At 63.6% G+C, this 23,671-nt stretch carries 20 protein-coding genes; 8 read left to right on the forward strand and 12 right to left on the reverse strand.

Annotated features, from left to right (window positions below; genetic code table 11):
* Position 1: 1 nt before the first annotated feature.
* Together AC13CR_RS17305 and pepN are read right to left on the reverse strand one after the other, a co-directional pair.
* On the reverse strand, positions 2-916 hold the full coding sequence (locus AC13CR_RS17305) for a 1-acyl-sn-glycerol-3-phosphate acyltransferase (protein ID WP_292955310.1): 915 nt from the start codon (positions 914-916) through the stop codon (positions 2-4).
* Positions 917-958: 42 nt separating this feature from the next.
* Positions 959-3,544: an aminopeptidase N gene (gene pepN, locus AC13CR_RS17310; protein WP_482900919.1), complete on the reverse strand. Its 2,586-nt coding sequence runs from the start codon at positions 3,542-3,544 to the stop codon at positions 959-961.
* Positions 3,545-3,729: 185 nt separating this feature from the next.
* Here pepN and AC13CR_RS17315 point away from each other — a divergent pair, with 185 nt between their 5' ends.
* The 6 genes from AC13CR_RS17315 (at position 3,730) to AC13CR_RS17340 (ending at position 11,133) form a co-directional block, all read left to right on the forward strand.
* The gene (locus AC13CR_RS17315; protein ID WP_292955316.1) at positions 3,730-4,443 is read left to right on the forward strand and encodes a hypothetical protein; all 714 of its coding nucleotides are present in this window, start codon (positions 3,730-3,732) and stop codon (positions 4,441-4,443) included.
* A gap of 211 nt (positions 4,444-4,654) precedes the next feature.
* Entirely contained in the window at positions 4,655-6,229 is a 1,575-nt protein-coding gene (locus AC13CR_RS17320) for a Re/Si-specific NAD(P)(+) transhydrogenase subunit alpha (protein WP_292955319.1), read from the forward strand.
* Positions 6,230-6,241: 12 nt separating this feature from the next.
* Complete coding sequence (locus tag AC13CR_RS17325; RefSeq protein ID WP_293014142.1) at positions 6,242-7,684, forward strand: NAD(P)(+) transhydrogenase (Re/Si-specific) subunit beta; 1,443 nt, start codon at positions 6,242-6,244, stop codon at positions 7,682-7,684.
* Positions 7,685-7,895: 211 nt separating this feature from the next.
* The gene (locus AC13CR_RS17330) at positions 7,896-9,338 is read left to right on the forward strand and encodes an NCS1 family nucleobase:cation symporter-1 (RefSeq protein ID WP_292955325.1); all 1,443 of its coding nucleotides are present in this window, start codon (positions 7,896-7,898) and stop codon (positions 9,336-9,338) included.
* A gap of 11 nt (positions 9,339-9,349) precedes the next feature.
* On the forward strand, positions 9,350-10,657 hold the full coding sequence (locus AC13CR_RS17335; protein WP_292955328.1) for a DUF3422 family protein: 1,308 nt from the start codon (positions 9,350-9,352) through the stop codon (positions 10,655-10,657).
* A 131-nt stretch (positions 10,658-10,788) separates the two neighbouring features.
* On the forward strand, positions 10,789-11,133 hold the full coding sequence (locus AC13CR_RS17340; protein ID WP_292955331.1) for an arsenate reductase family protein: 345 nt from the start codon (positions 10,789-10,791) through the stop codon (positions 11,131-11,133).
* A gap of 14 nt (positions 11,134-11,147) precedes the next feature.
* Here AC13CR_RS17340 and AC13CR_RS17345 read toward each other — a convergent pair whose 3' ends face one another.
* The 4 genes from AC13CR_RS17345 to AC13CR_RS17360 all read right to left on the reverse strand — a co-directional run bounded on the left by AC13CR_RS17345 (position 11,148) and on the right by AC13CR_RS17360 (position 14,722).
* A complete protein-coding gene (locus AC13CR_RS17345) occupies positions 11,148-11,576 on the reverse strand; it encodes a protein tyrosine phosphatase family protein (RefSeq protein WP_292955334.1) in 429 nt (142 codons plus the stop codon).
* A 75-nt stretch (positions 11,577-11,651) separates the two neighbouring features.
* Entirely contained in the window at positions 11,652-12,356 is a 705-nt protein-coding gene (gph, locus tag AC13CR_RS17350) for a phosphoglycolate phosphatase (RefSeq protein ID WP_292955337.1), read from the reverse strand.
* Entirely contained in the window at positions 12,329-12,883 is a 555-nt protein-coding gene (locus tag AC13CR_RS17355) for a thioredoxin family protein (protein ID WP_292955340.1), read from the reverse strand. The genes gph and AC13CR_RS17355 overlap by 28 nt, the downstream gene beginning before the upstream one ends.
* 231 nt (positions 12,884-13,114) lie before the next feature.
* Positions 13,115-14,722 carry a bifunctional metallophosphatase/5'-nucleotidase gene (locus tag AC13CR_RS17360; RefSeq protein WP_292955343.1) on the reverse strand — a complete coding sequence of 536 codons (1,608 nt, stop codon included), beginning with the start codon at positions 14,720-14,722 and terminating at the stop codon, positions 13,115-13,117.
* Positions 14,723-14,884: 162 nt separating this feature from the next.
* Here AC13CR_RS17360 and AC13CR_RS17365 point away from each other — a divergent pair, with 162 nt between their 5' ends.
* Both AC13CR_RS17365 and AC13CR_RS17370 read left to right on the forward strand, forming a co-directional pair.
* The gene (locus AC13CR_RS17365) at positions 14,885-15,220 is read left to right on the forward strand and encodes a DUF952 domain-containing protein (protein WP_292955346.1); all 336 of its coding nucleotides are present in this window, start codon (positions 14,885-14,887) and stop codon (positions 15,218-15,220) included.
* On the forward strand, positions 15,217-16,263 hold the full coding sequence (locus AC13CR_RS17370) for a quinone-dependent dihydroorotate dehydrogenase (protein WP_292955349.1): 1,047 nt from the start codon (positions 15,217-15,219) through the stop codon (positions 16,261-16,263). Before AC13CR_RS17365 ends, AC13CR_RS17370 begins: the two co-directional genes overlap by 4 nt.
* Here AC13CR_RS17370 and cysE read toward each other — a convergent pair.
* The 6 genes from cysE to AC13CR_RS17400 form a co-directional block, all read right to left on the reverse strand.
* Positions 16,260-17,087 (reverse strand): serine O-acetyltransferase, encoded by an 828-nt coding sequence (gene cysE, locus AC13CR_RS17375; protein ID WP_292955352.1) that lies wholly within the window; start codon positions 17,085-17,087, stop codon positions 16,260-16,262. The genes AC13CR_RS17370 and cysE overlap by 4 nt on opposite strands.
* 80 nt (positions 17,088-17,167) lie before the next feature.
* Positions 17,168-17,881, reverse strand: a complete 714-nt coding sequence (locus AC13CR_RS17380) for a DUF2793 domain-containing protein (RefSeq protein WP_292955355.1) — start codon at positions 17,879-17,881, stop codon at positions 17,168-17,170.
* On the reverse strand, positions 17,868-21,755 hold the full coding sequence (locus AC13CR_RS17385; protein ID WP_292978332.1) for a baseplate multidomain protein megatron: 3,888 nt from the start codon (positions 21,753-21,755) through the stop codon (positions 17,868-17,870). The genes AC13CR_RS17380 and AC13CR_RS17385 overlap by 14 nt, the downstream gene beginning before the upstream one ends.
* Positions 21,756-21,777: 22 nt before the next feature.
* Positions 21,778-22,206: a C40 family peptidase gene (locus tag AC13CR_RS17390; RefSeq protein ID WP_292955361.1), complete on the reverse strand. Its 429-nt coding sequence runs from the start codon at positions 22,204-22,206 to the stop codon at positions 21,778-21,780.
* The gene (locus AC13CR_RS17395) at positions 22,203-23,033 is read right to left on the reverse strand and encodes a DUF2163 domain-containing protein (protein WP_292955364.1); all 831 of its coding nucleotides are present in this window, start codon (positions 23,031-23,033) and stop codon (positions 22,203-22,205) included. Before AC13CR_RS17395 ends, AC13CR_RS17390 begins: the two co-directional genes overlap by 4 nt.
* Complete coding sequence (locus AC13CR_RS17400) at positions 23,030-23,662, reverse strand: DUF2460 domain-containing protein (RefSeq protein ID WP_292955367.1); 633 nt, start codon at positions 23,660-23,662, stop codon at positions 23,030-23,032. Before AC13CR_RS17400 ends, AC13CR_RS17395 begins: the two co-directional genes overlap by 4 nt.
* Positions 23,663-23,671 lie beyond the last annotated feature (9 nt).

The raw sequence follows: 23,671 nt of genomic DNA on the forward strand, positions 1-23,671 counted from the left end.
CTCAGGCGATGCGGCTTTTCGCCCGGCGCGGGCGCACGACCGCCCCGCCGCCCCGCGCCAGCCGTGCCGCATCCTCGCCCGGCGGCGGCAGCGACAGCGCCGCGTCGCGCAGGATCGCGATGGCCTCGTCGCTGCCCCTGGGCAGCGTGGCCGGATCGATCGGCGCGCCGACGGTGATGCGATAGCTCTGGCGCGCCTTGTTCAGCACCTCGTTGAACAGGGTCACGTCGCGCAGCGTCGGATGGATCGCGTCCAGCAGGTAGAACAGGACCGAATTGCGGGCGCGGATGCGAAGCGGGATGACCGGAACGCCGAACTTGCGCGCGATCATCGCGGCGCTGGCCATCCAGGGGCGTTCGTGCAGGGTCAGGCCCTGCCGCTTGGCCAGTCGGCCCGAAGGGAAGATCAGCCCGATCCGGCCCGCGCCAAGCGCATCGCGCGTGTAATCCATCGTGGCCTTGGTCTTGGCGTGGCTGCGCTTTTCCTGGCGCCATTCCACCCCCGCGATCAGATCCTCGACCTGGGGCATGACCCGGATCATGTCGTGATTGGCATAGATGAAAAGATCGTCTCGCAGCGATTGCAGGACCGCGTGCATGACAATTCCGTCGGCGATGCCGGTGGGATGGTTCGACACGATCAGCGCGGGACCGCTGGCCGGCAGATTTTCCATCCCCGAGACACGAACGTCGCGGACGATCAGGTCGGTCATCCGGCGCATGATCTCGGGCGTGGGCAGATCGCGCAGTTCGGCCGCCAGCCGGATCGTGCGCGGATAGCGCAGAAGCCGCATCATCACCCGCCGGGCGATGCGGTGGTGCGCCTTTCCCGAATAGAGCCACGGTGCCCGCTCGGCAATCAGCGGATCGAGTCGGGCCTGCATATCGGCCCTGGCATCGGCGGACGATTCATTCATTTGCACCATTCTGCCCCGCCACAAGAGCCGCCACAAGCGCCCTCAGGCTCCGGCGGCGATCATCCGCGAAACCATCTCGCGCAGGTTGCGGCTGATCCCTTCCATCGCGGCGATCCGCTGCAATGCCGCCAGCGCCCGGGCGCGGCGGGTGGCGTCATACCGGGGCCAGGTCTCGAACGCGGTGGACATCCGGGCGGCGATCTGGGGATTGGCGCGATCCATCCGCATCAGCCAGTCGGCGGTGAAATCATAGCCCGATCCGTCCGCCGCGTGGAAACCCGCGTGGTTGCCCGCAAGCCCGCCCAGCAGCGCACGAAAGCGGTTGGGGTTCTTCCAGTCGAAATCCTGGCGTTCGGACAGGCTGCGGGCGGTCGCGACCGCCTCGGCGGGCGGCGCGGCCATGACCTGGACCGAGAACCACTTGTCCATCACCAGCCGGTTGTCGCCGAATTCGTCCTCCAGCGCCGAAAGCGCGGATGCCGCCCGGCCGCGCCGGATCAGACAGATCAGCGCTGCCATCCGCTCGGTCATGTTGCCGGCGCTGCCGAACAGCACGCTGGCCCGGTCGCCGCCGTCGATGCGGTTCAGCAGCCCGAGCGCCGCGATCCTGAGCGAGCGGCGCCTGGCCGCCGCCGCATCGGGCGAGTAGGGGCCATCGACCCGCATCCGGTCATGGATCGCCGCCAGCAGATCGCCATGGGCCTCGGCCACGCGGCGGGCAAGACCCTCGCGTGCGGCATGGATCGCATCCGGGTCCGGCGTCACGCCCTGGGCTGTCAGGCGGGTGGCGACATCCTCGTCTCCGGGCAGGGTCAGGCACAGGGCGCGAAAGGCCGGATCGGCGCTGTCGTCGCCCGCCAGCCGGCCGATCGCATCGACGAAATCGGCCCCCGCCTCGCGCCCCTGCGACAGGGCGGTCAGCGCCGACAGGGCCAGATCGCGACCGGCCTCCCAGCGGGCGAAGGGATCGGTGTCGTGGGCCAGCAGGAAGGCGCGGGTGGCGTCGTCCAGCGGTCGATCCAGCATCACCGGCGCCGAGAAGCCGCGCAGCGCCGAGACGACCGGCCGCGCGCCCAGCCCGTCGAAATCGAAACTTTGCCGCGCCTCGGTCATCTCCAGCATCCGGGTCGGCAGAACCTCGTCGCCATTGCGACCGATCAGCCCGACCGCGATGGGAATGACACGGGCGGGCTTGTCGGCCTGGCCGGGCGTGGGCGGCGTGTCCTGCGTGAAGGTCAGGGTCAGACGATTGGCATCGGCGTCCCAATCCTCGGCCATGGTCAGGCGCGGCGTGCCGGCATCGGTATACCAATGCTTGAACTGCGCCAGGTCGCGGCCCGTCGCATCCTCGAAGACCTTCAGCCAGTCCTCGATCGTCGCCGCCTGGCCGTCATGGCGGTCGAAATACAGATCCAGCGCCCTGGCATAGCCGTCGTCGCCGACCAGACGCTTCAACATGCCGATCACCTCGGCGCCCTTTTCATAGACGGTCGCGGTGTAGAAATTGTTGATTTCCTCATAGTGATCGGGCCGCGGCGGATGGGCCAGCGGACCCTGATCCTCGCGGAACTGGCGGGCGCGCAGGGCGCGCACGTCCTCGATCCGCTTGACCGGCGCGCTGCGCATGTCGCTGGTGAACTGCTGGTCGCGAAAGACCGTCAGACCCTCCTTGAGGCAAAGCTGGAACCAGTCGCGGCAAGTGATGCGGTTGCCGGTCCAGTTGTGGAAATATTCATGCGCGATCACCGCCTCGATACGTTCGTAATCGGCGTCGGTCGCGGTCTCCGGGCTGGCCAGGACCAGCTTCGAGTTGAAGATGTTCAGGCCCTTGTTTTCCATCGCGCCCATGTTGAAATCATCGACGGCGACGATGTTGAACACGTCCAGATCGTATTCGCGGCCATAGACCTGTTCGTCCCATCTCATTGATTTGATAAGCGATTCCATGGCAAAGCCCGCGCGGTCCTGGTCGCCCGGACGGACCCAGACATTCAGCGCCACCTCGCGGCCCGAACGCGTCGTGAACCGGTCGGAGACCGCGACCAGTTTGCCCGCGACCAGCGCGAACAGATAGCTGGGCTTGGGCCAGGGATCGTGCCATTCGGCCATTCCGTCACGGTTTTCGACAGGATTGCCGTTCGACAGAAGCACCGGCATGTCCGAACGGATGCTGACCCGAAATATCGCCATCACGTCGGGCCGGTCGGGATAGAAGGTGATGTGGCGGAATCCTTCGGCCTCGCACTGGGTGCAATACATGCCGCCCGACATGTACAATCCCTCGAACGCGGTATTGGCGGCAGGATCGATGCTGACCTCGGTGCTCAGCGTGAAGGCGGTCCGGGGCAGGGCGGCGGCGGCGATGCGCAGGGTCTCATCGTCGCGGCTGACATGGACGGGGTCGGGTTCGGTCCCGTCGATTCTGAGCGAGCGAAGCGCAACCTCCTTGCCACCGTCCAGCACCAGATCCTCGACCTTCGAGACATCGCGCGGGGTCAGCGAAAGATCGGCGCGCACCAGCGTCGCGTGCGGGCCGAGTTCGAAATCCAGCCGGGTTTCGGACAGCAGGAAGGGAAACGGCCGGTAGTCGGCAAGAAATTGCGTCGTCTGCTGAGGCTGCCGTGTCATCGCGTGCTCCGGTCAAAAAAACCTGTCGGTTCAGGGGGAACCTGATCTTTCCACTGGTGTTATTCGCCTGAGGGCCCGGTCGCAAGCCGGCATCCCGCTGGGACCCGATTGACAGCGTCGCGGGCAGAAGACAGAGAAAGGGGCGCTAAGCGCGCGTCTTGTCAGCACAAATTGGAGGGCAGCACATGACCTATGACCCGAATGACCCGAAGCGCACCGATCCCGTCGATCGCGACCCTGCCGCGCCCAAGGAAACCTATGTCGAGCCGGTCGAGCGCCGGTCCTCGGCACTGCCGCTGATCATCGGTGTTCTTCTGGCGCTGGCCTTGGCCTATTTCGTGCTGCAACGGTTCATGACCGATGACACCGTGGCGGTCGAAGGCGACACCACGACCGTGACCACGACAACCGATGTTCCCGCGGCCGATACCACCACGGCGACCGATCCGGTCGCGGCGCCGGCAGACCAGACGGCGGGCACCGAGACGCAATCGGCAGCCGACAACGCCGCCGCCGATGCCGAGGCGGCTGCGAACGAGGCCGCCACTGCCGCCGAGAACGCTGCCAGCGACGCTGCGACCGCGGCTGAAAATGCAGCAAGCGATGCGGCCACTGCGGCCGAGAACGCGGCCCAGGCGACCGGCGACAGCGTGGGGCAGGCGGTCCAGTCCGCCGCCGATGCGGCCCAGAACGCAGCCGATTCGGCGGCCGAGGCGGCGTCGGATGCGGCCAATGCAGTCGATGAGGCGGTCACCGATCAACCGGCCACGACCCAGCCTTCGACCACGACCACTCCCGCCCCCGAGACCGGCACCGCCACGGACGGGTCGGCCGGCACCTCGGGCACGCAGGGCAGCGCCGGAGCGGACAGCACGACCCAGACCGCGCCGGCGAACTGACCCTCGCGGGCAGTTCAAGGAAAAGCGATGGAATGCCGCGCGGACGGGTGCCGCGCGGCATTTTTCGTGGCGACCGACCCGCAGTTTGTCCGCGTCAGGCGAGAGGTGCCGCGGAATGGCTGGGCCGCAACCACGGTCTTGTGAAAGATTGTTGCGCAATGCTATGGGTTCAGCGACAGAATTTGGAATTCAGCGAGGGGGCATCGAGGCCATGAAGATTGGCGCTTTGAAGGAAGGCTTCGCCGGGGAGGCGCGAGTTGCGATCACGCCGTCTTCGGCGACGCATCTTCGCAAGCTGGGGCACGAGGCATTTGTCGAAAGCGGTGCAGGTGCGGCAGCCGGGTTTTCCGATGACGATTACCGCGCTGCCGGCGTCGGCGTGGAACCGGACGCCGCGGCGCTGATCGGCGCGGTCGATATCGTGGCCAAGGTGCGCCCCCCCTCGGAATCCGAGATCGGGCAGATGCGCGAGGGGCAGACGCTGATCTCGTTCCTCTATCCCGCGCAGAACGCCGATCTGCTGGACAAGGCCAGGCAACAGGGCATCACCGCCATCGCCATGGACATGGTGCCGCGCATCAGCCGCGCGCAGAAGATGGATGCGCTGTCCTCGATGGCCAATATCGCCGGCTATCGTTCGGTCATCGAGGCGGCGAACAATTTCGGCCGCTTCTTCACGGGCCAGGTGACGGCCGCGGGCAAGGTGCCGCCGGCGAAGGTCCTGATCGTGGGCGCGGGCGTCGCCGGACTGGCCGCCATCGGGACCGCGACCAGCCTTGGCGCGCGCGTCTATGCCTTCGACGTGCGTCCCGAAGTGGCCGAGCAGATCGAATCGATGGGCGCGGAATTCGTCTATCTGGATTTCGAGGAGCAGACCAGGGACGGCGCCGAGACCGGCGGCTATGCCGCGCCCTCCAGCCCCGAATTCCGCGAGGCGCAGCTGAAGAAATTCCGCGAACTGGCCCCCGACATGGACGTGGTCATCACCACGGCGCTGATTCCGGGCCGGGATGCGCCGGTCCTGTGGACCCGCGACATGGTCGAGGCGATGAAGCCCGGCAGCGTCATCGTGGATCTCGCGGCCGAAAAGGGCGGCAATTGCGAACTGACCGTCGCGGACGAACGCATCGTGACCGAGAATGGCGTGGTGATCATCGGCTATACCGATTTCGCCAGCCGAATGGCGACCCAGTCCTCGGAACTTTACGGAAACAACATCCGTCACTTCATGACCGATCTGACCCCCGGAAAAGACGGCGTTGTCGTCCACAACATGGAAGATGATGTGATCCGCGGCGCGACGGTGGTCCATGACCACGACATCACCTATCCGCCGCCCAAGCCCAAGGTGGCCGCGATCGCGGTCCAGAAGCCCAAGGAAAAGAAAAAGGAACTGACCCCGGAAGAGCGTCGCGCAACAGAGGTCGCCGCCTTCAAGGCCGAAACCCGGTCCCAGGTCACGCTGCTTGCGGGCGGCGCGATCCTGCTGCTGCTGATCGGCCTTGTCGCGCCTGCCAGCTTCATGTCGCACTTCATCGTCTTCGTGCTGGCCTGTTTCGTCGGTTTCCGGGTCATCTGGAACGTGGCCCATTCGCTGCATACGCCGCTGATGGCGATCACCAACGCGATTTCCTCGATCATCATCCTGGGCGCGCTGCTGCAGATCGGATCGGGCTCGGCCTGGGTGCTGATCCTCGCGACCCTGGCCGTGCTGATGGCCTCGGTCAATATCGTCGGCGGCTTTCTGGTCACGCGCCGGATGCTGGCCATGTTCCAGAAATCGTAAGGGGGCGCAGGCATGGATTACGGATTCACCACCGCGGCCTACGTCGTCGCCGCCATCCTCTTCATTCTGTCGCTGGGGGGGCTTTCGGGACAGGAAAGCGCCAAGCGCGCGATCTGGTATGGCATCGTCGGCATGACCCTTGCGGTCCTGGCGACCCTGTTCGGTCCCGGCGCCGGCAACTGGTTCCTGTCGCTGATCATGATCGCCATCGGCGGCGGCGTCGGCTGGGTCGTCGCCAAGCGCGTGCAGATGACCGAAATGCCCCAGCTTGTCGCGGCGATGCATTCACTGGTCGGTCTGGCGGCCGTCTTCGTCGGCTTCAACGCCCAGATCGAGATGGCGCGCGTTCTGCGCCTCAAGGCCGAGGGCCTTGCCTACGAATTCCAGGGTTTTGCCGCCGTTCTGGCGGACAAGAGCCCGGCCGAGATCGCGATGCTGAAGATCGAGGTTTTCCTTGGCGTCTTCATCGGCGCGGTGACCTTTACCGGATCGGTCGTCGCCTTCGGCAAGCTGGCCGGTAAGGTCGACGGCAAGCCCAAGAAGCTGCCGGGCGGCCATATGCTGAACGCCGGCGCCCTGATTCTGGCGCTGATCCTGGGTCTGCTGTATTTCACCGGGGTCGGACCGGGGATGTTCTGGCTGATCCTGGTCGCGGCTCTGGCCTTCTTCATCGGCTACCACCTGATCATGGGCATCGGCGGCGCGGACATGCCGGTCGTCGTGTCGATGCTGAACAGCTATTCGGGCTGGGCCGCGGCGATGATCGGCTTCACGCTGTCCAACGATCTGCTGATCGTGACCGGCGCTCTGGTCGGATCGTCGGGCGCGATCCTCAGCTATATCATGTGCAAGGCGATGAACCGGAACTTCGTCAGCGTGATCCTGGGCGGCTTTGGCGGTCAGACCGGCCCCGCGGCCGAGATCGAGGGCGAGCAGATCCCGATCGACGCCGATGGTGTGGCGGCGGCGCTGAACGATGCCGACAGCGTCATCATCGTGCCCGGCTATGGCATGGCGGTGGCACAGGCGCAGGGCGCGGTCAGCGAACTGACCCGCAAGCTGCGCGCGGCCGGCAAGGAGGTGCGCTTTGCCATCCACCCCGTTGCGGGCCGTCTGCCGGGCCACATGAACGTGCTGCTGGCCGAGGCCAGGGTGCCCTATGACATCGTGATGGAGATGGACGAGATCAACGAGGATTTCCCGTCCACGGACGTGGCGATCGTCATCGGCTCGAACGACATCGTGAACCCGGCCGCCGAAGAGGATCCCAACAGCCCCATCGCCGGGATGCCGGTTCTGGAGGTCTGGAAGGCGAAACAGGTCTTCGTCAGCAAGCGCGGGCAGGGCACCGGCTATTCCGGCATCGAGAATCCGCTGTTCTACAAGGAAAACACGCGCATGTTCTATGGCGATGCCAAGGATTCGGTGAACAAGCTGCTGCCGCTGCTGGAGTGATCGGTCAGGGCCGTAGGGGGCGACCCGAAGGACGGCGTCGCCCCAGAGCCTCCCGGCCGCGCTGGATGCCTGTTTTTCGGGCAGCCTGCGCCGGGATCCGATCCCGAAATCCGTGACAAGGCGCCCTGAAACCCTTTCCTTGCGACACAGCCACTTGCGCGGCGGAGCCTCACCGGGCTGTGATGGCGCCCAGAGAAGATGAGGGACAGTGATGACGGATCACCCGGACTATATCCATGTCGGCGGCGGCGATCCGTCGCTTTATAACGAGGACCTCGCACCGGTTCCGCATCAGCGGCGCAACTGGGGCGCGTTCGAGATCTTCAACGTCTGGAACAACGACATCCAGAGCCTGTTCGGCTACACGCTGGCGGCGTCGCTGTTCCTGTCATACGGGCTGAACGGCTGGCTGACCTTCGCGGCCATCGTCGTGGCCGGGCTTCTGGTGATGTGGCTGGTGAACCTGTCGGGCCGGCCCTCCGTGCGCTACGGCATTCCCTATGCGGTGATGGCGCGTGCCGCGATGGGGGTCAGGGGCGCACGGTTTCCGGCGCTGGTGCGCGGAATCGTCGCGATCTTCTGGTATGGGGTGCAGACCTATTTCGCCTCGACGGCGGTGGCTCTGGCGATCAGCGCAGTGTTCGCGGTCGACGGCGTAGGTGGCGGGTTTCTGGGCCTGAGCGGCATCGACTGGATCGCCTATGTCATCGTCGCCGGATTCCAGATCGGATTGTTCCTGATGGGAATCGAATGGGTTGGCAAGTTTCTGAACTGGGCCGGGCCGTTCGTCTATCTTGTCATGATCGCGCTGGCGCTGATGATCTGGTGGAAGGCCGGCAACGGAATCTTTTCGGAAATCGGCGTCATTTTCCAGGCCGATGCCGAAAGCACGCGCAGTCCGGTCGTGGGTTTCATCGCGGTGGTCGGCACGATGGTTGCCTATTTCGCCGCCGTGGTGATCAATTTCGGCGATTTCTCGCGCTTCGTGAAGACAGAGGGACAGATGCGCCGCGGCAATTTCTGGGGCCTGCCTGTCTCGATGGCCTTCTTCAGTTTCATCGCGCTTTTCATCACCGCGGGATCGGTCGTGCTGTTTGGTGAAAGGCTGACCGATCCGACCGCCATCGTCGAGCGGGTGGACAGCCTGGCGCTGACGCTGATCGCGGCGGTCACCTTCTTCGCGGCGACTGTCGGCATCAACCTTGTAGCGAACTTCATCCCGGCCGCCTATGACATCGCCAACATGGCCCCTGCCAGCATCAGCGCAAAGACCGGCGGCGTCATCGCGGCGCTGATCGCCTTTGTTATCGGCGCGCTGTGGCTGTCGCTGATCTCGACCATCGGCATCGCGGGCTTTGTCGATACGCTGGGCGCGATCCTGGCTCCGCTCTACGGAATCCTGATCGCGGATTATTATGTCGTGCAGAAGCGGCATCTGGTCGTGCAGGATCTGTTCACCGAGGATCCCACCGGCCGCTACTATTATGATCGCGGTTGGAACATGCGCGCGATCATGGCGGTCGGCCTGGCGGCGCTGTTCTCGATCGGGACAGTGTGGCTGCCTGCCTTGCAATCGCTGTCGGGATTTGGCTGGCTGATCGGCGCCGGCGTCGGCGGGGTGTTGTATATCCTGTTCTGCGGCAGCCGCAGCTAAAGGAGAACGGCGTGGGCCCGGCAACCGAACATCCGTTGCGCTATGCGCTGGTGAACGAACTTCATGCCCGTCCCTCGCCTCGTCTGAAGGCGCCGTCCACCTGTGTCTTCGTGGCCTTCAAGGAGCCGCGCGACGCCGCCAATCGCGATCTCGCGCGCGACATGGCGCATCTGTCGGAACTGGTGGATCGCCATGGCGGTCCGCGACCCGATCCCGACGAGAGTCACTATCAGGGCCGGTTGGGCCGGCATGACCTGAAATGGGAAAGCCACACCGAATTCGTGACCTACATGGCCACGACGCCGGGCCTGCCGATCCGTCCTTTCGATCCGTCGGCCGCCGCCATCTTTTCCGAGGAATGGCAGAAGGGCGCGCCGGGCAGGCGGGTCGCGGCGGTGATGGTTCAGATCGACACGCTGCCCGCGCATCCGCAAGAGGCGCTGGACAGGATTTCGGACTGGTTCGCGCGTGACAGCCTGACCGCCGTCTGGGTGCTCGAGGAAGCCGCGATGATCGCGGGCGATTTCCGTATCGACGCGGATGGCTGGATGCGCTTTGCCATTTTCGTGCGTCCTGACGTGGGCGAGGGCAGGATCGGGCGCATCGTGCACCGCCTGGTCGAGCTGGAAACCTATCGCGCCATGTCCATGCTGGGCCTGGGGCGCGCCCGCGGCCTGTCGCGCCGCCTGAACGAGTTGGAACCGCGCCTGTCGGCCATTGTCGAGGGGATGACCGATGACGACCGCGCAGCCGACGCGGTGCTGCACGATCTTCTGGCCGTCTCGGCCGAGCTCGAGGCGCAGGCGGTGCAGCATTCCTTTCGCTTCGGCGCAACAAAGGCCTATGAGGCGATCGTGATGGACCGCGTCAGCGCCCTGCGCGAGACGCGCTTCATGAGCCGGCAGATGCTGACCGAATTCATGCGCCGCCGCTATCAGCCCGCGATGCGCACCGTGGTGTCGAATGAAGAACGGTTGAAGACCATGGTGGAACGCGCCAGACGCGCCGGGGATCTGCTGCGGACGCGGGTCGATGTGGAACGTTCGGCCCAGAACCAGGCGCTGATGAAACGGATGGATCGCCGCGCCGATCTGCAATTGCGCCTGCAACATACCGTCGAGGGCCTGTCCGTCGTCGCCATCAGCTATTACGCGGTCGGACTTCTGTCCTATGCATTGTATCCACTGGCCAACGCGACAGGCATCGACAAGGCCTATCTGATCGCCGGACTGACGCCGCTTGCGGTGCTGTTCGTCTGGTGGGCGATGCGGCGGGTCCGCCGCAGCTTGCACCAGCACCCGCCGGAAGAGGATTTGTGACTTGCCGACAGGGCAGGGCGTGACGATAATCGGACCGTCGTTTTCCGAAGGTTTTCATGCGTCTTGCCGCCGTGATCACGATGCTTTCGGCCTGCGACTATCCGTTCGTTCCCTGAGCCGAGGTTTCCGCCATGTCGAAAACACTGCAAATGTATGGGCTGGGCCATTGTTCGACCTGCCAGAAAGCAATTGCCGCACTGGAAGATCATGGCTGGCGAGTAAACTTCCGCGACGTGCAGAAAGAACCTTTATCCGAAGCTGAAAGGGCCGGTCTGGTCAAGGATTTCGGCGATCGGATCGTGAATCGCGCCAGCCTGACATGGCGCGGCATGTCCGAGGAAGAACGCGCCGCCGATCCGGTTGCGATGATGGAAGCCAGACCCGCCGTGATGAAGCGTCCGGCCATCCTTGCGGGCGACAAGCGGCTACTGGGCTGGACGGCGAACGTCAAGCGCGCGCTGGACGTGCCCGCCTGAGCCAGGATCGCGGATCAGCCGCGCCTGCTTGCCAGCGAATCGATCAGCGGAAGAACCGGCGTCAGGTCATAGCCCGCGTCGCGGGCCACATCGATGATTTCAGCCCGAGGGCGCTTTCCGGCCTGGCTCAGCGCCCATAGCACGGTGCATCTGTGGCCGGACCGGCAATAGGCGATGATCGGGCCGCGGCCTGCGGTTGCCTGCGCGAAATCGGTGATCAGTTCCGGTGTGATCTGGCCGGGTGAGAAGGGAAGGTAGTGGTATTCCATTCCCTCCTTCTCTGCTGCCGCTGCCATTACCTCGTGGTCAAGGGACGAGTCCACCTCGGCGTCGGGCCGATTGTTGATCAGCACGCGAAATCCGGCCTCGGCCAGTTGCGGCACATCCTCGGGCGTGATCTGCGGCGAGACCGCGATGCTGTGGCTGAGTTGGCGCAGGTCCATGAACTGCCTCTTGCTGGGAATGCCGAGACATGGCGCGACGGAACGGCTTTTGTCAAGCGCCCGGCTCGTGCCGGCTCAGACCATCACGCGCGTCTCGATCAGGGCGGGGAGGGCAGCGAAATCGTCGAAGGCAGCATCGTGGGGCAAATCTGCGACCGGCTTCAGGCGATAACCTTTGGTGTAGATCAGGAACGGCACCTGTATCGCCGCGGCGCATCTGGCGTCGAATTCGCTGTCACCGACATAGATTGCGCGCGGCTGAGCCGGATCGGCCCCAAGCGCGGCAAGCGCGGCCCGCAGCGGCGCGGGATCGGGCTTCTTCTGGGGCAGGCAATCGCCGCTGGTGACATGGGCGAAGGACCCCGCAATTCCAAAATGATCAAGAATCGCGCGCGTCGGCCCCATCGGCTTGTTGGTGCAGATCCCCAGAGGATGCCCGCGGTCGGCCAGCGTGCCAAGCGCCTCAACCACCCCGGGAAACAGCCGCGTCAGCGCGGTCGCGTCGTGATAGCGGGTCATGAAGGATGCGATCAGATCTGATCTGTACGCCGGATCGATCCTCAGCGCGGCGATGATCCTGGTCCAAAGAAGGTCCACACCACCGCCGATGAAACTGCGCACCCGATCCTGGCCCAGCGGCGCCAACCGATTTTGACGCAGGACCGCATTGACGCATGCATGGATGTCCGGAGCGCTGTCGATCAGCGTGCCGTCAAGGTCGAAAACGATCGGGCATGGCGCCATGCAGACGTTCATGCGGATTTCCACTTGATCGAACATCCCATCGAAGGCACCTGATTTACCGGTCCTTTTCCTGTCTTGGCAATCATCATCATCGCGTCCCGCAATTCGCGTTTCGCATCCGCGGGACCAGCCTGCCGTGTCGAGGAATCCAGCCGGCCCCGATACTGCAACCTGCCATCCGCGTTGTAGCCGAAGAAATCCGGAGTGCATTCCGCACCATAGGCGCGGGCCGTATCCTGGCTCTTGTCGTAAAGATAGGGAAAGCTGAAACCGTGTTTTTCGGCCTCTGCCTTCATCTGCTTGGGACCGTCGCCGGGATACTCGACCACATCATTGGCCGAGATCGCGACAACGCCAATACCGGCCGCCTGCATCTCTTTCGCGTCGCGCACGATGCGATCGAGAACCGCCTGCACATAGGGGCAATGGTTGCAGATGAACATGACCAGCGTGCCCTTCGAGCCCTCGATATCAGCCAGGGAAACAGCCTTGCCATCGGGATCGGGTAGCGTGAAATCATGCCACGGCGCACCGAAATCGCAAACCGGAGGGGAAACCGCCATTGAAGTCTCCTTGCTTTTTTATGGCGAATGTCGCGGATCGGCGACCGGCAAGCAAGCCGGTTCAAACTGCCAGCGACCATCCGCAGTGTCCGGTATCAATACCAAATTGTTCCATAATACCGATTATCGGGACGAAGTGTGCTCCGGTTGTTGGAGTCACGGAATTTTCCAACCATCTCGTCCTCGTGCCGAGAATGGCCCTCGTTTGAGGTCGTTTGCGTTTCGCACCGCTCATTCCCCCTTGACGGTGATGCGGCCGTCCATGGCGGGCTTGTATTCCGCACCTTGGGCCGCAAGATAGTCAGCCAGGACCTGTGCCAGATCAGGACCGAAATCATAGGCATCGGTCGCGTTCGCCGCGAAGACCGAATACCCATCCCCGCCTGCGCGCATGTAGTTGTTCGATACCACGCCATAGGTCGCGGCGGGATCGATTGGGCTCCATCCGCCATCTTTGCGGACCATCACTTCGCTGATCCGACTACCCGCCTCGGCCGATGGATCAACAGTATATTTGAGACCGGCGACCTGTGCAAAGCGACCGGCGCCTTCCTCATATTTGCTGGCGCCGTTTTCCAAGGCAGAGACCACGTCGGCACCCTTCAGACGAAATGTTGCCAGCGTATTCTGGAAAGGCAGTACGGAATAGACGTCGCCCATCGTCACCTGCCCTTGGGCGATCGAGGCACGCAGGCCGCCGCCATTGGCGATCGCGATGCTCATGCCCTGATTCTTGACCCGATCCAGCATCGCATCAGCCACCAGATCGCCCATTTCGCATTCCCGCGCCCGACAATTGATGCGGTCTCCGTCGATGGGCGCCGCGGTCTCGGCGACGACCTTCTGGCGCAGTTCCTCGATCGGCGCGGCCATTTCCTTGACGCGAGCGACGATCGTCTCGTCCTCGGGAACGGAACTATCCAGAAGGATCGGCTTGCCCTCGGCCTTGATCAACTTGCCTTCGTCATCGAACGTCAGAATAAGATGGCCAAGATATCTGGAATACGAGGCGGCAGTCGCAACAGGAACCTCGACGCCATCGGGGCCCGAGACCATGGTCGGATAGGGTCCGGCTGCGTCCTCCCCCTCGCCCAGTAGGGTGTGGGAATGACCGCCGATGATGGCATCGATGCCCGGCACCTCTCTGGCAATTTCCTGATCGCGCAGATAACCGACATGGGTCAGCGCGATGATCTTGTTCACACCCTGGTCGGTCAGCGTCTTCACATCGGCTTTCAACGCCTCGATATCGTCAGTGACGATAACATCGGGACCGGGCGACGAAATTTCTGGCGTATCGGTCGCCAGCGCCGAGACAATACCGATCTTCTGGCCACCCACATCCAGCGTCACCGTGTCGTCGATCCTGCTTTTCAACACATTTGACTGCGAAAGGTCCAGGTTGCCGGAGGAAATCGGAAATTCCACGCCATCGGCCAGGACTGCCAGCCCTTCGGGACCGTCATCGAATTCATGATTGCCGACGGACATCGCGTCATAGCCGATATCGGTCATGAACTCTGCCACGTCCGTGCCCTTGTAGGTCGTGTAAAACAGGCTGCCCTGATACTGATCGCCCGCATCCAGCACGACCACATTGCCACCCTCCGAGGTGATCTTGTCACGCAGTTCCCTGACTTTTGCCGCCACGCGCGCGACCCCGCCGAAACACTCGCCCGCATCTTGCGTCTCTTGGTCACAGGTGCTGTCATATTTGTTGATCGGTTCGATCCGATTGTGCAGATCGTTGGTATGCAGCACATGCAGCACCATTTCAGCCTGCGCCGATCCCGCCATCAGCGCGGCGATCGATGCGGCGGTAAACAAACGAAGCGCCATGTGATTCCCCTTCCGGCCCTGTTGGTCTGACTGCGCCAGAGTGGCGCAGCGTCCGCGCGGGGTCAAATCTTCCCGACGCTGCCATCGCAGGAAAAGTTGTCAAGCAGGTTGCAGAACGCGGCCGGGCTTGACCTTGTGCGGAGAGGTGCCGCAAATGCCGCCATGCGGATCTACAAGATACTGAGGCTGGAAGAATGGGCCACGCTTAGAACGTCCGGACGCAGCGCCGGCGCTTCCGTTGATGTGTTGGATGGCTTCGTGCATTTTTCCGCTTCGGACCAGGTCAAGGCGACGCTGAATAAACATTTCCGCAAAGATAGCGAGCTGATGCTTCTGGCATGTGAATCGGATGCGATGGGCGATTGCCTGCGGTGGGAGCCTGCACGCGGCGGCGACATGTTCCCGCATCTCTACCGGGACCTGTTGTTGTCGGACGTGATCTGGACACGTCTGATCCTGCCGGGCACGGATGGTCATGACGTCGGAATTCTGGAATGAGCATGGTCGAGAAGCTGGGTCTTGCCTTCCTGCACCGGCTGGATCCGGAACGCGCACATGACCTTTCGATCCGGGCGCTGGCGACCGGATTGGCGCCCCTGCCCGGCCGGCCTGTCACGTCGGACAGGTTGAGGCTTGAAATGGCGGGTCTGGATCTTGCCAATCCGATCGGTCTGGCGGCAGGTTTCGACAAGAATGCCCGCGCAGTGTCAGCGCTGATGAAAGCTGGTTTCGGCTTCATTGAACTTGGCGCCGCCACGCCGCGCGCGCAACCCGGGAATCGCAGGCCGCGGCTGTTTCGCCTTGCCGAAGATCGCGCGATCATCAACCGGTTCGGGTTCAACAACGACGGCGCAGCGGCCATCGCCGCGCGACTGGAAGCCAGACCACGGGGCATTCCAGCGGGATTGAATATCGGAGCGAACAAGGACAGCACCGATCGCGCTGCGGATTTCGCAGAAGTGGTCCGCATCGCGGGCGGGACCGCCGACTTCCTGACCGTCAATGTCTCATCGCCAAACACGGAACGTCTTCGCGAATTGCAAGGCCCCAGGGCGCTGGAGGCGTTGCTGGACGGAGTGATGCGGGCCCGCGATGCCCTGACCGTGCGACGGCCCGTCTTCGTCAAGATCGCGCCGGATCTGGATCGAACGGCGCTTTCGGACATCGCCCACGTGGCACGGAACCTGCGGGTCGATGCGATCATCGCCACCAACACGACTCTGTCTCGCGAAGGTTTGCGCAGCCGCCAGGCCGGGGAGGCCGGCGGTTTGTCGGGAAAGCCCCTTCTCGCGCGATCGACCGAAGTCCTGGCACAGCTCTATCGGGAAACTCACCGAGAGTTGCCGCTGATCGGCGTCGGCGGCATATTTTCCGCCGACGACGCATGGGCCAAGCTGCGCGCAGGTGCAACGGCGGTGCAACTCTATTCCGCTTTGATCTTTCAGGGATTTTCTCTGGCAGGACGGATGGCAGAAGAGCTTGACCTGCGCCTGCGGCGCGAGAAGATGACACTGCCGGAACTGACCGGCAGCGGCATCTAGAAATAATCGTCAATTCCCAAAAGCTGGTTCATGCTGTGCGACGGTTCAGAACAACCCGCATCGCCCACCACGCGTGCGGGAACGCCCGCCACGGTTTTGCACGATGGGACATCGTGCAGCACGACCGATCCCGCCGCGATCCGCGAATGATGCCCGACCTTGATGTTGCCCAGCACCTTCGCACCCGCTCCGATCATCACGCCATCGCCGATCTTGGGATGCCGGTCACCGTCCTCCTTGCCGGTCCCACCCAAGGTGACTGAATGCAGCATGGAAACGTCGTTTCCGACGGTCGCCGTCTCGCCGATGACTATGGAATGGGCATGGTCGATCATCACCCCGGTGCCGATCCTGGCTGCTGGGTGAATATCGACACCAAAATATTCCGAGCAACGCATCTGCACGAAATAGGCCATGTCGCGCCGATCGCGCCGCCACAGCCAATGCGCCAGACGATAGGCCTGCAAGGCCTGAAAACCCTTGAAGAACAGCACCGGCTGCAAAAGGCGGTGCGTCGCAGGATCCCGATCGTAGACAGCCAGCAGATCGGCGCGCGCGGCGTCGCCCAGTTCGGCTCCCGCGTGATAGGCCTCGTCCGCCAGTTCGCGCAGGATCTGTTCGCTCATTTCACCCGAGGCCAGCTTGAGCGATAGCCGGTAGGCCAGCGCTGCCTCCAGACTGGAATGGTGCAACAATCCGGCATGGATCAGGGCACCCAAGAGCGGCTCGTTGCGAATGGCCGCCGAGGCTTCGTCGCGAAGCTGCGCCCAGACGGCGTCGCGATCCATGACCAGCGTGTTGCTGGATTTGTTTTGCACATTCATCGGCTCGGTCCGCGCTTGCTGTTCCTCACCTTCTTAGCCCAGATGGAAACGCGGGAAAAGCGCGCGGGACCTCCATCACGTCAAAACGGCAGCCGCAGTTCCAGCCAGTGAACCGACAGCCTGACCGCACCCCCGCTGAAATTACCGCCCTCGGCCGTCATCACCATCGTCTCGGGGCTGTAATACGCCGTGGGCGTGCCCAGCAGACCGCGTGCCCATGACCCGGCCGATGTGCCAAGCCCCTGCCCAAAGCGATTCGTCGCGCCGCCATGGCCCAGACGCCAGGAAGTCAGGCCACCTGTCAGGGTCTCCGTGACCCGCGCGACCGCTCCGATGACCGATACATTCGCGGGGATCGCAAGGCCGGTGTCGAAATCCGCGCCCGTACCGACCATCACCTCGGCCTCGGCGAAGCCGGCGACCAGCCCGGACCCGAAAACTCCCAGCGACAGGGCTCCAAGGGCCCAACCCCGACCATCATGGATCGCCTCGCAGCCCCGATCCGCGACGAAAGCCCGCATCCCTGCCGACGGCGCGACGAACATCCACCCGCCGTTCGAGCCAAGCGCGATCAATCCATCCTTGCCGGCCCAGGCGCCCTGCGCCGCGAGAGGCACACCCCAGCACTGCCCGTCGATCACGGTAGCCGGAGGCAACAAGGTGCTGACACTTTGCAAAACCAGGTTCACCAGACCGTCGAGTCGCATAAGTGCCTCGTTGACGGTCACATGCTTCTGCGCCTGGGAGGGTTGCAGCAAGGGCATCGCCAGTCGCATCGTTTCACTGGTCACCATCGAAAGTTCTCCTGAGATAGGGGCCGGCACCAAAAAGGTCCGACAATTGCGCTACGGCGACCGTGAAACCGCCGTTCTGCGCGGCTTCGGAAAAGACCGCTTCGGGGATCAGGTATTCGGGCCGGTCGAGATCGATCTGGTGGATCACGATATCGTCCTTCGTGATGCGCAGACGATACGATTCGAGGCTTTCGCCCAACGGGACATCCGTTCCGTCCCAGCTATCGCCATCGACCCGCGTGCGCCGCACCCATGACAGTTGGCGACCCTCGGCTCGCATGTGGCAAGGTGCATAGGGCCGCAGTCCGACACCCTTGACCTCCGTGGTCAGAAGCCGGTAGCTGGCATCATCGGGTGCCCGCAATGCTGGACCGATACGCCAAAACCTCTCTTGTCCGCGCGCCGAGGGCGGAAGCGCGACCTGACGCGGCGCCCCATCCATGATCACGACAAGACTGCCCTCGGGCCAGCTTGCCGGCATGATCGCATCTGTTCCGGCTTGGCCGCGCAACCGTTCGCTGATTTCCCAGATCCCATCGCCAACGGGCGCGGCCTTGCGAAATTGCAAGACCTCCCACCTGTCGGTCGAGCCATCGCCGATCGCAAGAACGTTGGCTCCCGACAGAAGGGCTTTCTCGGTCACGGAACGCAGCGTGTCCGCCTTCAATCGCAAGCGTAGCGGCGCGCCCCGGTCGATCACACCGGGCCGGGCTCGTTGCAATGTACCAAGCGTCCGCCCGATGACCGCCTTGCGCGGCAAGGTCAGGTTCAGGTCGAACCCGCCCTCCTCTTCGACCGATATGTAGGCCGCAACCGTGCCTGGCCAAGGTCGCGCGGACGCAGCCAGATACGGTGCATGGGGCGTCTCGTCACCACGCAAGAGCGGCAGATCCAAGAAAACCGGAAAGACCGGAATCGGCGGCACATAGCGCCGTATGGCATGGTCATCTTCGCTGGAAAGGGCAGGCCGATATACGCTGGGCTCGACCCTCACGGCATCAAAGGTAATCGCCCCTGCCCTCTCGACCCGGTCAATCCGCCAACGCCGCATCTCTGCCACATTCGATCTCATCAGGATCACATCACCGGGCCCCAGATCCGCCTTCGACGGCGCCAGCGCGAAGCGCGCCGTATCTCGCCCGATTTCCGCCTCGGCCAGCCATCGCTCGGCAATGGCGCGACCCTCGCCGCGGGTCATCGCCATGGTGAATTCGCTGTCGGTCACGGTTTCGGCGTCGCCGTCGGGCAGACTCGTCTCGGCAGTCGCCGTGGCGTAGTCGGTTCCGGCCTCGACATGCGTCAGGCGAAGCCGCCCGGCAACCTGAGGTGCCGCTGCCCGCGTCGTCTCGAAATCCGCGACATCCTCCGCCACTGCCAGGTCCTCTGGCCCGAGCGCGGCCCGGGCCAGCCCGTCTCGACGTCGAAAGCCCAGCATACCGTCACGCTCCAGCGCGTCAAAGCCGTGCGCAAGCATCAGCGGCTGCAATGCGGCCCGGCCGGTTTCGCCGCCCAAGACCGAAAAGCCGCGCACCACACCAAACAGCCCGCTTGTATCGAAGGCTTCCACGCCAGCCTCGCGGCAAATGTCGCCCACAACGGCTTCCAGCGCCACCGCTCCCGCGCGGCCGTTCAGCCAGTGTCCACGTTCCCAGGCCGGCCCGTCCGACCAAAGATCGTCCCGGCCCGGAAAGGCTGGATAGGGCCGGGCGTCCCAGCACCAGACATGCGCCCGATCCAGATCCAGCATTATGCCCCCATCCTGCCGTTCAGGATTGTTGCCAGGCTTTGACCAATAAGACCTTACCGCCGCCAGATAAGCCGCCTGGATCGCATCATCGCGCCGCCCGTCGGAATAATAAGGCAACGTGCTCTCAGAACTCATCGCATCAAGAAACTTGTTCGGCTGGTTCGTCGCTTTGTCCAATGCAGCGCAGCCGTATTCGGTGAACCAGATCGGCTTCGATCCCGGAACCCAGTTCGTCGCCTGCCTTGAACGCACACCGTCCGGCCGATCGAAATGCAAATTCTGCCACCAGCTACGCAGATCCTTGTAGCGCCAGACCCAGGCTTCGTCATATTGTCCGTCGGTAATCGGCGTGCGGATTTGTGCATCGCGATCGGCCTCACTGGCGTAATACCAGTCATATCCCTCGCCGCCGCAAACATTTGCTTCCAGATACTCAGGGTTGCCGATGCGGCCCCAATGCGCGTCCAGATGATCCTCGCCGTCGCGCCAATCACTGAGGGGCATGTAGTTGTCGATACCGATAAAGTCGATATTGTCATCGGCCCACAGCGGATCGAGATGGAAGAACAGCTCGCCGTTGCCGGGATGATGGCCAAAATATTCCGACCAATCCGCAGCATAACCGATCTTCACATCGGGCCCCAAGATTTGACGCACATCAGCCGCGAGACGTCGCAATTGCGCGACCGCGGGATAGATGTTCTGCGGTCCCCGGATCTGAGTCATTCCGATCATTTCGGAACCGATCAGAAAGGCGTCGATCCCGCCGGCAGCCGCACAGAGATGCGCGTAATGCAGTATGAACCGGCGGTAGGACCATTCGGCCGGACCGTGGTAGGTAATCTTCTGCCCGTCTGCGGTAAAATCGGCCCCGTCGGCTTGACCAAAGAAGGTCGCGACTTCATCGACTGCCGCTTCGGTCGAATCCGTCGTGTCGGCCCGTCCCGGTGCGATCGATGTGGTGATCCGCCCGCGCCACGGCATGACCGGTTGCTCAACCGCGCCATGGGGGTCGGGCAGTTCGTTTCCGCCAAGCTGCTCCATCAGGATGAACGGATAGAAGACCGCCTTTCTTCCGGAATTCTCTATGGCCACCAGCGCCTCGGTCACAGATTGATCCGACGGAGTGCCGCCATAGATCGGCCGACCGTCGACTTGCGCGACCTCGGCTGCCGATGTCCTGTCGATTCCGCCGGCACGCCAAGGCATCTCGGACCCGTCAATCTCGCGCTGCTCGACCTTAGGCTGAATCTTGCAGCGGTCGATCCGCAGGTCGTTTCCGAACCATGAAACAACAAGCGAGACCGAACCGACCTTCGGCAATTCCCGGCCCAGAATATCCATCGAGACACTGAAATCAGTGCCCCCCATGGGCGTGTTCGTATTGACCGAACGAACCTCGCCCAGCCCCAGATCCTGCGTAACGTGACTTGTCGCCAAAGAATATTCGCCGGTTCCCGGTATCAGGGCGACAGCCCGGACGTCGCGGCAAAGACCCGAGCCGTCCTGCGCCGCGCAGGTCACCTCGAAGCTCAGCTGCGGCATTCTGTTGCCCCAGCGTTCCAGGACCAGATCTTCCAGAACCACATAGGCCACGCCGCGATAGGCCGGCGTGTCCGCGCCTTCATGTGCCTCGATCGCCGGATCGGGCATCTGCGTTTCGCTGCCGCGATAGACCCGCATGTTCAGATCCGAAGCCGCAATTTCTTCTCCATCGGCCCAGACCCGGCCGACGCCCAGGATCCGCCCCTCGCACAGGGCCAGAGCGACAGAAAGCCGATAGCTGATCTGCGTGACCTTTGCCTGCGGCGCGCCTTTGCCCCCGCCTGCGCTTTCCGTCGTGCTGATCTCATCCAGCGGCGACGCCCATATGACATGACCAGGCACCCGCATCTGGCCCCAGATCCGCGGGATCGGTGCGCCCTCGCCCGCAGTCTGCAATCGCAGCCGGTCGATCCGACCCGTTTCAACTGCTTTCGAGCCACCGCCCAGCAGGCGCTGGTCCAGGGCGCGGCCAACCGTCGCTCCGATCGCCCGGCCGACCACGGCGCCCGACATGCCCAGAAACGCGCCGCCGAACCCGCCGCCGATGGATGCACCCACTGCGGACAGCACAATCGTGGCCATCGCGGCCTCCTTAAGTCAAAGATCAGGGAAAGCGGAACCGGGCTGCGATCCGGTTTCGCCAAGGGGCGGTCAACGGACTGTCGATCACCCCATGATGGGTATAGGCATGAATAAATCGCGGCGCGTCGCCGGCAGCCGAGACGATGCCTAGATGTTTGGCGACAGCGCCCGCCCGCATGCGGAACAGCAGCACCTGACCTGGCGCCAGCGCCGCTGCCCGTTCAACCGCCAGCATGTGCCTCATGGCACCATCCATCAGCAGTTCATGGCTGCCGAACTCGCCCCAGTCGGGCGTATAATCGGGTGCGGCCTCTGGCTCTTCGCCGTAGAGTTCACGCCAGATGCCGCGGATCAGGCCAAGGCAGTCCGACGCGACGCCCTTCTGGCTGGCCTGATGGATATAGGGTGTTCCCAGCCAGTCGCGTGCGACGGAAACGGCTCTATCGGTCATGACCGCCCTGCCGTCCCGGGCGCAATCAGCCAGTCCTCGGTCGGCAGATGCGGAAAACCACGGAAATTGACAAAATTGCGGAACTTCAGTCGGCAGGTCTGGGCGCGTTTGTCACACCCGGCGACCAGCCGAACGCGATCCCCGACGGCAGGGGTCATTCCGAATGCCTTCCACAACCCGATCTCGCGACGCGCTCCGGGCAGTGCCAGATCGTTCTTGATCGCAGCCGAAAGCCCTTCCGCCCGCCCCGTGAGAACCTCGATCCTGCCGCGCTCGAACCATCCCGCGTCAAATGCCGGAAACGCCGCGAAACGAAGGATGTGGTCGTCGTCTAGCGCCTCGATCGCGCGCTCGGTCCACAAGGTATCGTCAGTCAGGTCGATCTTGCAGAACTTGTCTCCCAGCCGGGCGGAGCAGCGCGGATGAAACACACGGCCCCGCGCCTGGTTCAGCGGCTCTGCCAAGCCGCGCAACTCGGCGCGGAAGGCCCCGCCCGAACGCGACACCTCGCCCAGACTGCCGGCAAAGACCAGCCGTCGCTTCGAGACATCGCGCCAATCGACCTCCCACATGCTGAGACCGGCTTCATCCCAGCGTCCGGCCAGAATGTCCCCTTCGGTGATCGCCTCATCCGACAGGGCTCCTTCTGCTTCGGAATTGTCCACCGACAGTCCCGAAGCCTGAACCAAAGCGCGTGCAGTCATTCCATGGTCGGGACGAAAGCGCAGGCCATCGAATGACAAATCGCGGTCGTGATCGGTAAAGCCCACTCGCAGGCCGTCTCGGCGTCGGATCAACCACGCACGCGCGATGGTGGTGCTGGTCATACGCGAACCTCCACGACCGGAATCTGCGGCATCTCGCCCGCCTGAAAGGAAGAAACCGATACCGCGATCCGATCGGTATCAAACCGGACAGGGACGTCGAATTCATATCCCGCCGAGATCGTCGCGCCGGGTTCGGGTGCGGCGCTGAAGGTGATCTGGCCCGTCTGATGATCTACTGTGAAATGCGTGTCCGGAAACAGTTCACTTCCCCCCACACCGGCGCGGACGCTGTCTTTCACCGGCTTGTTGATGGGACGCTGATAGCGGGCCGGCCCTGATGCATAGGCCTTGGTCAGTTGAAAGGTCACGCTGACGCCGTCACCCACGGCGATTTCCTGATCGTCGAAGGCCGGATCGCGTGACGGCAGACAGCTTTTGTAGTCCGACCAATCCTTCCAGCGGAAGCCGTGCAATTGCCCCGCCCTCGCCTCGAAGAACGCGACCAGCGCCGACAGATCGTCCAGCGAACGCAAACCCATTCCGGCATCATAGCGCCTGCGCGCGTCGGCCCAAGGTGTATTGCGTTCCTCAAATCCGCTGGACAACGCGACGATTTCCGTCCTGCGCTCTGGTCCACCGATCGAGCCGAAGGACAGGCTTGCAGGAAACCTCACCTCGTGAAATGCCATCCTCGCCTC

The sequence above is a fragment of the Paracoccus sp. L-17 genome (assembly GCF_056857655.1).

What these genes read in the sequence shown, in the direction of transcription:
- AC13CR_RS17305 (WP_292955310.1), bottom strand. Translation starts at nt 916, where the DNA reads ATGAATGAATCGTCCGCCGATGCCAGGGCCGATATGCAGGCCCGACTC.
- pepN (WP_482900919.1), bottom strand. Translation starts at nt 3,544, where the DNA reads ATGACACGGCAGCCTCAGCAGACGACGCAATTTCTTGCCGACTACCGG.
- AC13CR_RS17315 (WP_292955316.1), top strand. Translation starts at nt 3,730, where the DNA reads ATGACCTATGACCCGAATGACCCGAAGCGCACCGATCCCGTCGATCGC.
- AC13CR_RS17320 (WP_292955319.1), top strand. Translation starts at nt 4,655, where the DNA reads ATGAAGATTGGCGCTTTGAAGGAAGGCTTCGCCGGGGAGGCGCGAGTT.
- AC13CR_RS17325 (WP_293014142.1), top strand. Translation starts at nt 6,242, where the DNA reads ATGGATTACGGATTCACCACCGCGGCCTACGTCGTCGCCGCCATCCTC.
- AC13CR_RS17330 (WP_292955325.1), top strand. Translation starts at nt 7,896, where the DNA reads ATGACGGATCACCCGGACTATATCCATGTCGGCGGCGGCGATCCGTCG.
- AC13CR_RS17340 (WP_292955331.1), top strand. Translation starts at nt 10,789, where the DNA reads ATGTCGAAAACACTGCAAATGTATGGGCTGGGCCATTGTTCGACCTGC.
- AC13CR_RS17345 (WP_292955334.1), bottom strand. Translation starts at nt 11,576, where the DNA reads ATGGACCTGCGCCAACTCAGCCACAGCATCGCGGTCTCGCCGCAGATC.
- gph (WP_292955337.1), bottom strand. Translation starts at nt 12,356, where the DNA reads ATGTTCGATCAAGTGGAAATCCGCATGAACGTCTGCATGGCGCCATGC.
- AC13CR_RS17355 (WP_292955340.1), bottom strand. Translation starts at nt 12,883, where the DNA reads ATGGCGGTTTCCCCTCCGGTTTGCGATTTCGGTGCGCCGTGGCATGAT.
- AC13CR_RS17360 (WP_292955343.1), bottom strand. Translation starts at nt 14,722, where the DNA reads ATGGCGCTTCGTTTGTTTACCGCCGCATCGATCGCCGCGCTGATGGCG.
- AC13CR_RS17365 (WP_292955346.1), top strand. Translation starts at nt 14,885, where the DNA reads ATGCGGATCTACAAGATACTGAGGCTGGAAGAATGGGCCACGCTTAGA.
- AC13CR_RS17370 (WP_292955349.1), top strand. Translation starts at nt 15,217, where the DNA reads ATGAGCATGGTCGAGAAGCTGGGTCTTGCCTTCCTGCACCGGCTGGAT.
- cysE (WP_292955352.1), bottom strand. Translation starts at nt 17,087, where the DNA reads ATGAATGTGCAAAACAAATCCAGCAACACGCTGGTCATGGATCGCGAC.
- AC13CR_RS17380 (WP_292955355.1), bottom strand. Translation starts at nt 17,881, where the DNA reads ATGGTGACCAGTGAAACGATGCGACTGGCGATGCCCTTGCTGCAACCC.
- AC13CR_RS17385 (WP_292978332.1), bottom strand. Translation starts at nt 21,755, where the DNA reads ATGGCCACGATTGTGCTGTCCGCAGTGGGTGCATCCATCGGCGGCGGG.
- AC13CR_RS17390 (WP_292955361.1), bottom strand. Translation starts at nt 22,206, where the DNA reads ATGACCGATAGAGCCGTTTCCGTCGCACGCGACTGGCTGGGAACACCC.
- AC13CR_RS17395 (WP_292955364.1), bottom strand. Translation starts at nt 23,033, where the DNA reads ATGACCAGCACCACCATCGCGCGTGCGTGGTTGATCCGACGCCGAGAC.
- AC13CR_RS17400 (WP_292955367.1), bottom strand. Translation starts at nt 23,662, where the DNA reads ATGGCATTTCACGAGGTGAGGTTTCCTGCAAGCCTGTCCTTCGGCTCG.